Annotated in this window: 9 protein-coding genes; 7 read left to right on the top strand and 2 right to left on the bottom strand. The window is 34.5% G+C overall.

Features of this window, described 5'->3' with window-relative positions; all coding sequences use genetic code 11:
- Nucleotides 1-81 precede the first annotated feature (81 nt).
- Complete coding sequence (locus HM990_RS17760; protein ID WP_178990976.1) at nucleotides 82-537, top strand: DinB family protein; 456 nt, start codon at nucleotides 82-84, stop codon at nucleotides 535-537.
- Between the two features lie 4 nt (nucleotides 538-541).
- Entirely contained in the window at nucleotides 542-1,789 is a 1,248-nt protein-coding gene (locus tag HM990_RS17755) for a cation:proton antiporter (RefSeq protein ID WP_178990974.1), read from the top strand.
- On the opposite strand, the gene HM990_RS17750 is transcribed toward HM990_RS17755, so the two are convergent.
- Nucleotides 1,786-2,505, bottom strand: coding sequence for a DUF3298 and DUF4163 domain-containing protein (locus HM990_RS17750; RefSeq protein WP_178990972.1), 720 nt, complete (start codon nucleotides 2,503-2,505; stop codon nucleotides 1,786-1,788). The genes HM990_RS17755 and HM990_RS17750 overlap by 4 nt on opposite strands.
- Nucleotides 2,506-2,939: 434 nt before the next feature.
- Here HM990_RS17750 and HM990_RS17745 point away from each other — a divergent pair, with 434 nt between their 5' ends.
- The gene (locus HM990_RS17745) at nucleotides 2,940-4,079 is read left to right on the top strand and encodes a cystathionine gamma-synthase (RefSeq protein ID WP_178990970.1); all 1,140 of its coding nucleotides are present in this window, start codon (nucleotides 2,940-2,942) and stop codon (nucleotides 4,077-4,079) included.
- Nucleotides 4,080-4,106: 27 nt separating this feature from the next.
- On the opposite strand, the gene HM990_RS17740 is transcribed toward HM990_RS17745, so the two are convergent.
- Nucleotides 4,107-4,895 (bottom strand): THC0290_0291 family protein, encoded by a 789-nt coding sequence (locus HM990_RS17740; RefSeq protein ID WP_178990968.1) that lies wholly within the window; start codon nucleotides 4,893-4,895, stop codon nucleotides 4,107-4,109.
- A gap of 309 nt (nucleotides 4,896-5,204) precedes the next feature.
- On the opposite strand from HM990_RS17740, the gene gdhA reads away from it, so the two are divergent.
- The 4 genes from gdhA (at nucleotide 5,205) to HM990_RS17720 (ending at nucleotide 12,237) form a co-directional block, all read left to right on the top strand.
- The gene (gdhA, locus tag HM990_RS17735; protein ID WP_178990966.1) at nucleotides 5,205-6,548 is read left to right on the top strand and encodes an NADP-specific glutamate dehydrogenase; all 1,344 of its coding nucleotides are present in this window, start codon (nucleotides 5,205-5,207) and stop codon (nucleotides 6,546-6,548) included.
- Between the two features lie 131 nt (nucleotides 6,549-6,679).
- A complete protein-coding gene (gene porZ / locus HM990_RS17730) occupies nucleotides 6,680-9,064 on the top strand; it encodes a type IX secretion system anionic LPS delivery protein PorZ (RefSeq protein ID WP_178990964.1) in 2,385 nt (794 codons plus the stop codon).
- Between the two features lie 3 nt (nucleotides 9,065-9,067).
- On the top strand, nucleotides 9,068-9,787 hold the full coding sequence (gene recO / locus HM990_RS17725) for a DNA repair protein RecO (RefSeq protein ID WP_178990962.1): 720 nt from the start codon (nucleotides 9,068-9,070) through the stop codon (nucleotides 9,785-9,787).
- 32 nt (nucleotides 9,788-9,819) lie between these two features.
- Nucleotides 9,820-12,237, top strand: coding sequence for a TonB-dependent receptor plug domain-containing protein (locus HM990_RS17720; protein WP_178990960.1), 2,418 nt, complete (start codon nucleotides 9,820-9,822; stop codon nucleotides 12,235-12,237).
- Nucleotides 12,238-12,302: the final 65 nt, after the last annotated feature.

Below are 12,302 nucleotides of genomic sequence, written 5' to 3'. Positions count from 1 at the left end.
GATAATGATTGAGATATTTTCAAAATGCAAAGAAACCGTATTTATCATGAATTTTATTATTTTTAAAGAAAATATCATTTTATGGATTGGGCTTTCGACATTGCTATTAAAAATAGAAAATTATTAAAAAGTTTTATTGAGAATCATACTTTAGAGGAATTGAATAAAGTGCCGAAAGGATTTAATAATAATATCATCTGGAATATTGCCCATACTATTGTGACGCAGCAATTATTGGTGTATAAACTATCTGGATTACCAATGATTGTTTCTGATGATATGGTCAATGCGTTTAGAAAGGGTACTAAAACTGAACGTGATCTATCTCAAGCTGAAGTTGATACTATAAAAGGCATGCTATTTTCAACTATTGAAAAAACAAAAGAAGATTACGATACTAAAATATTTCAGACCTATAATCAATATACCGTGACCACAAAAAGCACGTTAAGTAATGTTGAAGAAGCCATTGATTTTAATAATTTTCATGAGGGTATTCATTTAGGTTATATTTTAGCACTCAGAAAATCACTATAAGTTTATGGATTACTATTCAATTGCCACTGTTTTAATTGTATTATCTGCGCTCTTTGGCTATATAAATGTTCGATTTTTAAAACTGCCAATCACTATTGGATTAATGATTATAACCATCGTATTTACAGTGGTTTTGGTGGGTATTGCCCAATTTGATGATACCTTGTTGATACAGGAACAAAAATTTATTAAACTCATAGATTTCGAAACCGTTCTACTCGATATTATGCTGAGTTTTCTGTTGTTCGCTGGAGCATTGCACACTAATTTTAACCAACTAAAAGTGCAGCGGTGGCCAATCTTGGCGTTTGCCACTTTGGGTGTTTTGGTATCTACATTTTTAGTTGGTATTGCTATGTTTTACGTTCTAAAGTTAATGACCTTAGAAGTTAATTTTATCTATTGCTTATTATTCGGTTCCTTAATCTCGCCAACAGACCCAATTGCTGTTTTAGGCATTTTGAAGAAAGCAGGAGCACCAAAAAAATTGGAAACAAAAATTGTAGGGGAATCATTATTTAATGATGGCGTTGGCGTTGTAGTCTTTTTAACCATTTTTGCCATTGCAGCAAAACCAGATGCTGCCATCGAGTTTTCGGATATTGCGACATTATTTGGACAAGAGGTTATAGGAGGCATTATTTTAGGACTCCTACTAGGCTGGATCACCTATCGATTAATGAGATCAATTGATAATTATGAAATTGAAGTGATTTTAACCCTTGCCACCGTAATGGGAGGCACCATGCTGGCACACCAATTTCATTTATCTGCGCCCTTGGCAATGGTTACAGCAGGACTTATTGTTGGGAATGATACGGTTAGAAATTCAGCCATGTCTGAAACCACAGAACTTTATGTAGATAAGTTTTGGGAATTAATAGATGTTTTGCTAAACACCATTCTTTTTGTAATGATTGGTATGGAAATGCTGGTATTAACTTTAGAAGGTAAATATATTTATGCAGGCTTATTGGCCATTCCTATCATATTAATGTGTCGTTATATTTCATTGTTCATTCCGATAAAATTTTTCGAAAAGCGTCTGGATTTTGTGCCAAAAACAAATTTAATAATGACTTGGGGAGGCTTGCGAGGCGGTATTTCAATTGCATTGGCCCTGAGCCTTACTACAGAAATGCATAGGGAATTATTTTTAGTGATCACTTATGTGGTGGTTGTGGTGTCTATTGTCGGTCAAGGATTGACTGTTGGACCGATCATAAAGCGATTGACAAGAAAAGCTGTTTAGTTTATTTCTAAAAAAGGTTGAGCATCTTCAAATGGAATCATAAATTCGGTGTAGCCTAAATCATAAGATGCAACTTCATAAACATTAAAGATTAAGATTAAACCTTCTTCACTAAAGCCAATATTTTCTGGTAGTTGAAATGGTTTGCCGAAAAAGAAGTCCTCTATTGTTAGATTTTTTTTATTGGTTTCTAAGGATTTTATAAAATGTGTTTTTGCTAATTTTGTAAAGCCATCAATATCCTTAATAAAATCATTGATTTTTAAGGTTTTTCCGGTTTTGGCATCAAGATTTAATAGTTTAACTTTATCGTTACCATGTGCACCACCTTTAAACTCATAGGTACTAATGGCTATAGTGATGACGTCTTCAGATTGATAGGCCAATTCTGTTTCAATATGAAGTTCCCAAACAGGTTCTGATACTTCCGAAAATTCCTTTTTAAACGTTAGGTATTCGGTATTAAAAGATTTTAAAACGGTATTCAAATCTTTTTTATTCTCAGGAGTGTTTAAAGTTTCAATAATGGCGTTTTCAACGTTTGAATTAATGCTATTGCTAAGTTCGTTATTGCCTTTTGCTTTGCTATAAGTTGCTGAAATTTCAGCTTCAAAAGGTGCTTCTACAGATAGGGTTTCAAAAGTAGCAGGTTTAAATTCTGATGTACAAGAATTTAAAACAACTATAAAGACTAAAAAGGGGATGATGCGTTTCAAATTAAATGAGTTCTATGTTAAACAATCACTAAAGGTATAGTTTAGAATTGAATAGAACGAATTATCATTTAAATTTGTTGTGATGTACAATTGATAATTCATTTAAGTACATGGCAATACTAAAAGCAAATGATTTTTTTGCCACCAATACACGAATCTTAATTTGCAATAGACTGAAGGTCTATAGATTTTAGGAATAGACTATAAGTCTGTTTCATTTGTGAAATAGATAGTCAATTATTTATTTACTATTATCAAGAACGAATAAATTCGTGTATTTGTGGCAAAATTTATAGAGGTTAAAACGAAATACTTTATCATAAATACGCTAAGAATGCATTGGAAACAAATCCATTATCACGAATTCCTTTCCCTTTGGGAAGTTGAAAATATACCACACTAGCAATTTTTGGAAAGTACTAAATTAATTCATAATGAAATTCAACACCAAAACAATACATGGCGGTCAAAAGCCAGATGCTGCTTATGGCTCAGTAATGCCACCAATTTACCAAACATCAACCTATGCACAATCGACTCCTGGAGGTCATAAAGGTTATGAATATTCTAGAACTCACAATCCAACAAGAACAGCTTTGGAAAATGCTTTTGCAAGTCTAGAAAATGGGAAGTATGGTTTGGCATTTAGTTCTGGATTAGCGGCTATCGATGCGATTTTAAAATTATTAAAACCAGGCGATGAAGTGGTTTCAACCAATGATTTATATGGTGGAACGTATCGCTTGTTTACTAAAATTTATGAAGACTTCGGAATTAAGTTCCATTTTACAGGAATGGAAAACGCTAAGCGAATAGAAGATAATATTAATGAAAACACAAAGCTGATTTGGGTAGAGACGCCTACCAATCCAATGCTTAATATTATTGATATAGTATCAGTCGCAAAAATTGCAAAGAGATATGAGGTGTTGTTAGCTGTTGATAATACGTTCGCTACGCCTTATTTACAACAACCTTTAGAATTGGGTGCAGATATCGTGATGCATTCGGCAACCAAATATCTCGGTGGTCATAGTGATTTGGTTATGGGAGCTTTGATTGTTAAAGATAAAGATTTAGCAGCGCGTTTGTATTTTATCCAAAACGCATGTGGTGCTGTTTGTGGTCCTCAAGATGCGTTTTTAGCTTTACGGGGAATTAAGACGTTACATATTAGAATGCAACGTCATTGCGAAAATGGACACGCCGTCGCTGAATATTTAGCGCAGCATCCTAAAATTGAAAATGTGTATTGGCCAGGTTTTCAAAACCATCCAAATCATGATATTGCAAAATCTCAAATGAAGGCTTATGGTGGTATGGTATCTTTTACAACTAAAGGGAATAATTATGAAGAAGCCATTAAGATTGTTGAAAACTTGAAAATCTTTACGCTTGCAGAATCGCTTGGTGGTGTAGAGTCGTTAGCAGGTCATCCGGCAAGTATGACACATGCCAGTATTCCTAAGGAAGAACGTGAAAAAATAGGCGTTGTGGATTCGCTAATTAGATTGAGTGTGGGTATCGAAGATGAAGCTGATTTAATTGCAGATTTAAAACAAGCGATAGACTGAATTCAATGTGAAATATTTTCAGAAACTTTAATCGAAGTAGTAGATATAACCAAAGTTTAACCACAATAACCAATCATTGGCTTTGTTGGATGCTAGTTGATGGTCCAAACCATCGATAGAATCATTAAAAAATTGCTGAAATCTTAAATCTATCATTAAATCTGAAAGAATAGTAAGCTTGTAGCGCGCTCCTACACTAGCAACAACAGACCAAGCAGAACCACTTGTGTCATCTATTGATCCTGGTTCCCATTGTGGATAGAAATTATTGAAGTTATCTATATTTTGATCTCCATAAGATGTTTGAGTGGTTGGATTATACGATACATAATGTAAACCAAAACTCCCAAAAGGTGTAACAGGAAATGCTCCTTGCGAAAATCCCTTAATACTCAATGGGTAATACTCTAATTGTGCGCCTAAGTTCCAATTTTGGGCTTCACCAGAATGGGCTCTTAGTTTATCCGCACTAGTACCTGTTCTTTCGGCATCTACCCATTTACCAAAATGGTTGAGTTTAGTTTTGTTCCAAGATATTTCTGCTCGTACCTTGAAGTGATCGGTAAAATAATTGCTTGCTGAATTATAGTAGTAATTAGTAAGATAATCAAAGTTCATATAGTAGACTATGCCAATTCCAAACCCTGTATTACCTGAATTTGTCTCAAAGTCATTACGTTCACCAAAATCTGACTGGAACGCTACAGGACCAGTAATAATACCAACCTCATGAGAAAAGCCTAATTGAGAATAACTAAATTGCATTGATAAAAGTAATGCAAATAGCACGATTGGTTTTTTTATATCTATTATCATGTAATTTTAAAATTGAGACTCTTGCCGAGCAAATATATAAAAACTCGACGAACTACCAAATAAAACGGATAAAATGCACACTTTATTATTTTATAAAGAAACGGGTTAATGTTGATTTTGAAAAATTAAATAGGGATAAATAAAAATTAAACACTTATTTTTGTGGATATTAAATATATTCGCACAATATATTATAATTTTCTAAATTAAAGTCACTTAAAATGATTTTTGTGCAATATTTCAATAAATCTAATAGGTTGATTTTAACAATTTTCAATCATTTTTCGAACGAAATAATATAATAAATAAATGAAAAAAAAAATAGAAGCATTTTTAGATCTTGTAAAAGAAAGAAATGGGCATGAACCGGAATTTTTACAAGCGGTTCAAGAAGTCGCAGAAACAGTTATTCCTTATATAGCTAAACACGATATCTATAACGGAAAAAACATTCTTTTACGAATGGTAGAACCAGAAAGGTTGATTTCATTCAGGGTTAGTTGGGTTGATGATTCAGGAGAAATCCAAGTCAATAGAGGTTATAGGGTTCAAATGAACTCTGCTATTGGACCGTATAAGGGCGGTTTACGTTTTCACCCAACTGTGAATGCCAGTATTTTAAAATTTTTGGCTTTTGAACAGGTCTTTAAAAACTCGTTGACCACATTACCCATGGGAGGTGGTAAAGGAGGTTCTGATTTTGATCCTAAGGGCAAATCAGACAATGAAATTATGCGTTTTTGCCATGCTTTTATGACGGAGTTATTTAGACATATTGGTCATAATACTGATGTACCAGCAGGAGATATTGGTGTTGGAGCTAGAGAGATTGGTTTTATGTTTGGGATGTATAAAAAATTAAAGAATACGTTTACTGGAGTCTTAACAGGAAAAGGTGCATCTTGGGGAGGCTCCTTAATAAGACCGGAAGCAACAGGATATGGAACTGTATATTTTGCCCAAAACATGCTGCAAAGAAAAGAGGACTCTTTTGATGGTAAAACGGTTGTGATTTCTGGATCTGGAAATGTGGCGCAATTCGCGGCTGAAAAAGCTATAGAATTAGGAGCTAAAGTAGTAACACTTTCAGATTCTGGAGGTTATATATATGATGAAGATGGCATAGATACTGAAAAGTTGAAACATGTGATGTATATCAAAAATGAAAAACGTGGCCGAATTAGCGAGTACGTCGATAAATATCCGAATGCCAAATTCCATAAAGGAGAAAGACCTTGGTCAGAAAAATGTGATATAGCATTACCTTGTGCAACTCAAAATGAATTAAATGGGGAAGAGGCGAAACAATTAATAGCTAATGGTTGTATGTGTGTATCAGAAGGTGCAAATATGCCTTCAACACCAGATGCCGTGCATGAGTTCCAAAAGGCCAAAATTTTGTTTGCTCCAGGAAAAGCATCGAATGCAGGAGGAGTGGCCACTTCTGGTTTAGAAATGAGTCAGAACTCACTTCGATTGAGCTGGACAAGGAAAGAAGTTGACGAAAAGTTAAAGGACATTATGGAAGATATCCACGACTCTTGTGTAGAATATGGAGAAAACGAAGATGGCTCTATAGATTACATCAGAGGCGCAAATATTGCAGGTTTTGTAAAAGTGGCAGATGCGATGTTGGCTCAAGGTGTAATTTAAAAAAACAACAAAGTAAGTAATAGTAAGCTTCTATGGTATGAAACCATGGGAGCTTTTTTTATGGACATTATATATGAATAGCACTTTATTATCGTTACTATTAAATATCTTTGACCAAATTTATATTTTTAATGCGTAAGACTATATTAAAAATCTCTATTATTCTTTTTTGGTTTTCGGCTTCAAGCTTTAGCCAGGATTTCTCATCGTTATGGCAAGCACATTACTCATATAATAATATAGTTGATGTTGTAAGCGGTGAAAATAAAATATATGCTGCGGCACAAAACGCGGTTTTTGAATATGATACGTCAACGAATGAGATCACTACAATTACAACCATAGACGGCTTGTCTGGTGAGCAAATTACGACCATATATTACAGTGAAGTTTATCAATATCTAGTTATTGGTTATGAGACTGGTTTAATTGAGCTTTATTCAGAAACAGAGCGCGAAGTTTTAACCGTAGTGGATATCTTGGAGAAACAAAATATTACACCTGTCAATAAACGTATCAATCATTTTTATGAAAATGAAGGTTTAGTTTATATTTCCACGGATTACGGAGTTTCAATTTACGATTTAGAACGCTTGGAATTTGGGGACACCTACTTTCTTGGAGATGGTGGCTCTCAGATTACCGTAAAACAAGTTTCAATTTTAAACAACGAAATTTATGTAGCCTGCTTAAATAACAATGGCGTTAAAAAGGCGGATTTAACGAACCCAAATCTCATTGATTTTGGGCAATGGCAGACCATTATTATAGGGAATTATCAAACCATGAATACCGTTAATAATAAAATATACGCGGTTAGAAGTAATAACGTAATTTATGAAATTGATGGAGTCTCAATAAATACGCCAATAACCTTGCCCTTATCACCTTTAGATGCTGATGTTTCAGGTTCTAATCTCATTTATTCTACTACAAATGCTATTTACGTATATAATGAAAACATACAATTGGTCAATACTTTTCAACCTAATACTGATTTTGATTCCGATTTTACTTCAGCAATAACATTAAACGAATCTATCTATATAGGTACTCAAAGTCTAGGTGTCCTAAGCAATTCGGTATCTAATACTGAAATTTATACAGAAATTTTACCTAATGGTCCTTTATTTAACGAAACATTTAGGCTTAACGCAGAAACTAATGTTGTTTGGACAAGCTTTGGGGATTATACAATTGATTTAGATCCCTCTCCTTTACGTTCAAGAGGCTTAAGTTATTTTAGAAATGATGTTTGGGAGAGTATTCCATATGATGACGTTTTTGGGGCAAAAAACCTCTCGCAAATTTCTATAAACCCTTTCATGTCTAACCAGGTTTTTATAAGCTCATTTCAAGATGGAATTTTGGAAATAAATAATTTTGAACCCACTACATTTTATGACGAAACCAATAGTGGTTTAGAATCTTTGGTTTTACCAGGCTCACCAAATTTCAGAAGCCTTCGTGTATCTGCTACAAAATTTGATGCTAATGGTCTTTTATGGTCTGTGACCGCGCGATTATTCGAACCTTTAAAATCATACGATCCAAATACAGGAAATTGGCAGAGCTATGATTTTTCAAGTATTATACAAGATGCCATAAATGATGAGTTGGGTTATTTTGCTTTAGATATAGATAGTAATGGCACGAAATGGATTGGAGGTTATTTAAATGGATTATATGCTTATAATGAATCAATTTCAGATAGTCCTCTTAGAGTACTTAATACAGAAGATCAGAACTTACCCATTTCACTCGTTACCTCTTTAGCTGTTGATAATAGAAATCAACTTTGGGTCGGCACATACTCTGGCCTTAGAGTACTTTACAATACTTCTGGATTTTATGAGGACAATAACCCGACGTTAAGTTCAATTATCATTTTAGAAGACGGCATTCCCAAAGAATTATTGGAAGGTCAAGCCATAACTGACATTGAAGTAGACGGTTCTAATAATAAATGGATTGGAACTGGAGATTCTGGCGTATTTTATTTCTCTTCCGATGGGCAAACCACCATATATCATTTTACAACTGACAATTCCCCTCTACCATCCAATCGAATCAATGATATTTCAGTAGATCCTAATAATGGTTCTGTTTATATAGCGACAAATAAAGGGCTCTTATCCTTTAAAGCAGGAGGATCGAAGCCACAAGATACCTTACAAGACGCTTTTGCGTATCCTAATCCGGTGCGACCAGAATATGACGTTTTAGGATATAATGATCTTAACGACATCAATAAAGGTGTAAAAGTGACTGGACTAACAGAGCGTGTCAATATTAAAATCACGGATATTGAAGGGAATTTGGTTGCAGAAGCACAATCCAATATCAATTTAAGATCTTCAAACACCAATTATAATTTTGCTATAGATGGTGGGACAGCCATTTGGAACGGTAAAAATTTGGCTAATTCGGTGGTGCGCACAGGTGTTTATTTAATTATGATTTCCGATTTAGAGTCTTTTGAAACCAAAGTCCTAAAAGTCCTAATAGTCCGTTAAAACATGCGCACTAAAAACAATAGTATTGTTCTTTCCAAATTAAAGTATAGAGATAATGACCTTATTGTAAAGTGTTATACGGAACAACGTGGTGTGGTCAGTTATCTCTTAAGAGGTGTTTTGAAATCCAAGAAAGGCTTGTCCAAAACCGTGTATTATCAAGCTTTGTCACAACTTCAAATAGAAGAAAATTTTAAACCCAATCAATCGCTTCATTTTATAAGTGAGGTTAAGTTTAACTATATCTACAAAAGTCTTCATACCAACATTTATAAAAGTGCTATCGTACTTTTTTTATCTGAAATTCTCTCTAATGTTCTAAAGGAAGAAGAAAAGAACGAAGGTTTATTCCAGTTTATTTCAGTTGCTCTACAGTATTTGGATAATGAGGAACAATTTTCGAATTTTCACTTATTATTTTTATTGAAGTTAACGCGCTATTTAGGATTTCAACCCGAAAATTTAAATACAGATCATAGCTATTTTAATCTGGAATCTGGAATCTTTGAAGCGTCAAACCATGGAATTTACTCCATTTCTGGTGAAAATTTAACACTCTTGAAATGCTTGTTAGGCACAAACTTTGATGCCCTAAACGAAGTAAAGATCAATGCCAAACAAAGACAGGAGTTTTTAAATCTTTTGTTGCATTATTTTGAATTACATTTGGGCAGTTTTAAAAAACCTAAATCATTACAAGTACTTAATGAGGTGTTTCATTAAGCCGAGAGTTTAAGAGGATAATGCGTTGACAAGTGAAGAACACTCTAATATATTTTATTTTTTTAGTTCTATTTCTGCAACTGTCTTATGGGCAAACCGTTACTGTTCTAGAAGCAGATAGCGAAACACCAATTCCTGGAGTGACGCTTTATAATCTTAAGAAAAGCAAGACTAGAATCACGGATTTGGATGGTAAAGCATCATTATCGCATTTTAGTGAAAATGAGATGATTGTTTTCCAAGATTTTCTATATGAACAACAAAGACTAACAAAATCTGAAATTTCCAAAAACAATTATATCGTCTATCTTATTCCAAAAGTGGAAGGGTTAAAACAAATCGTTATTTCAGCCTCTAAATTCGAACAACAAAAACGTGATATTCCACAAACCATCGTAAGTTTAGACGCCAAAGATATTGCCTTGGCAAATCCGCAAACCAGCGCAGATCTATTGGAAAACACAGGGAATATTTACATTCAGAAAAGTCAGTTGGGTGGTGGTAGTCCAATGATAAGAGGATTCTCTACCAATAGACTTTTAATAACGGTTGATGGTGTGCGAATGAACAATGCTATATTTAGAGGAGGTAATCTTCAAAATGTAATTTCTATAGATCCGTTTGCCATAAAAAACACAGAAGTCACTTTAGGCGCAGGTTCTGTGGTTTATGGTAGTGATGCCATTGGTGGTGTTATGAGTTTTTACACTAAAAAACCACAATTATCCTATAGGGATGATTTGTACTTAACCGCAAATGTGTTAGCCAGATACGCTAGTGCCAATGAAGAAAAAACCGGTCATTTTGATGTCAATCTGGGCTATAGGAAATGGGCGTTTTTAACGAGTGCCAGCTATACCAATTTCGATGATCTTAGAATGGGTAGTAATGGCCCGACCGACTATCTTAGACCAGAGTTTGTAATAAGGGAAAATGGCGCAGATGTAATCGTGACCAATCCTAACCCATTAATGCAAACGCCTACAGGTTATGATCAAATTAACCTAATGCAAAAAGTAAGGTACGAACCATCCGACAATCTTAATTTTGATTTTGGATTGTACTTTTCTACGACTTCAGATTATTCTAGGTATGATCGGTTACTAAGATACAGAGGCGATGATTTACGCTCAGCCGAATGGAATTACGGCCCACAGCAATGGGTTATGGGTAATTTTCAAATAACCAAATTAAGCAGTAATTCTAATCTATATGATAAAATACAGACCACTTTAGCCTATCAAAATTTTAAGGAAAGTAGGGAAGATAGGGATTATCAATCCGCCATCCGCGAGCTAAGATCAGAATCTGTTGATGCGGTGTCTTTTAATCTAGATTTGGAGAAAAACTTGAATACCAAAACGAGCATTTTTTATGGTGCAGAATATCTGCACAATACCGTAGGTTCAGAAGGGCATGAAGAAAATATTGAAACCAATGCAACCGCTCCCAATGTAACGCGCTATCCAGATGGCTCTACATGGCAATCTATGGCGGCTTATGCCAGCTTAAAGTATAAACCCAATTCTAAATTTGTGTTTCAAACCGGATTGCGCTACAATCAAGTGATAGCTAAAGCGGACTTTACGGAGAACAATACATTTTTAAATCTCCCTTTTAATGAAGTTGAGATTAATACTGGTGCATTAACTGGAACGGCTGGTTTTACATGGTCGCCAAGTGAATTGATGCAATGGAAATTAAACGCTTCCACAGCTTTTAGGGCACCAAATATAGATGATATCGGTAAGGTGTTTGATAGTGAACCTGGAGCTGTAGTGGTACCAAATAACAATCTTGAAGCAGAATATGCCTATAGTGGTGAGTTAGGATTAAAGCTGAATTTTGAAAACAAAGTGATACTGGATATGGCAACCTATTACACCTTTTTAGATAATGCCTTAATCAGAAGAGCTTATGAATTAAATGGCGAAACAGAAATTATGTATGATGGCGAATTAAGCACAGTACAAGCTATACAAAATGCTTCAAAAGCTTGGATTTATGGGTTTGAAGTAGGTTTGGAGATCAATTTTTCTAAATATTTAAAATTGCGTTCCCAATATAATGTTATTGGTGGAACGGAAGACAATAATGGTATAGAAGAACCTGTGAGGCATGTGGCTCCAAATTTCGGGCGAACGCATTTCATCTGGAAAAACAATAAATTACAATTAGATGCCTTTGTGGTTTACAATAATGAACTTTCTTATAATCAATTGGCACCTTCAGAAATTGAAAAAGACTATATCTATGCCTTGGACTCCAACGGAAATCCTTATGCACCATCTTGGCATACACTTAATTTTAGAACCCAATATCAGTACAACGATAAGTTAAGCATTACGGCAAGCTTGGAAAATATTACCGACCAACGCTACAGACCTTATTCTTCGGGAATTTCGGCCGCTGGTAGAAATTTAATTTTAGCTTTAAAATATACGTTATAACCTTTTGAGTTGACCTACAAGTTATCTTATGGCCATACGGCTCAGATATAGGGCGTATACGGAAG

Origin of the sequence: Winogradskyella schleiferi, from assembly GCF_013394655.1 — a bacterium.
GTDB classification, from domain to species: domain Bacteria; phylum Bacteroidota; class Bacteroidia; order Flavobacteriales; family Flavobacteriaceae; genus Winogradskyella; species Winogradskyella schleiferi.
This window is presented reverse-complemented; position numbering and strand designations above follow the sequence as displayed.

Excerpts from the sequence above, each read along its gene's own strand:
- HM990_RS17760 (WP_178990976.1), top strand. The coding sequence starts at position 82 with ATGGATTGGGCTTTCGACATTGCTATTAAAAATAGAAAATTATTAAAA.
- HM990_RS17755 (WP_178990974.1), top strand. The coding sequence starts at position 542 with ATGGATTACTATTCAATTGCCACTGTTTTAATTGTATTATCTGCGCTC.
- HM990_RS17745 (WP_178990970.1), top strand. The coding sequence starts at position 2,940 with ATGAAATTCAACACCAAAACAATACATGGCGGTCAAAAGCCAGATGCT.
- HM990_RS17740 (WP_178990968.1), bottom strand. The coding sequence starts at position 4,895 with ATGATAATAGATATAAAAAAACCAATCGTGCTATTTGCATTACTTTTA.
- gdhA (WP_178990966.1), top strand. The coding sequence starts at position 5,205 with ATGAAAAAAAAAATAGAAGCATTTTTAGATCTTGTAAAAGAAAGAAAT.
- porZ (WP_178990964.1), top strand. The coding sequence starts at position 6,680 with ATGCGTAAGACTATATTAAAAATCTCTATTATTCTTTTTTGGTTTTCG.
- recO (WP_178990962.1), top strand. The coding sequence starts at position 9,068 with ATGCGCACTAAAAACAATAGTATTGTTCTTTCCAAATTAAAGTATAGA.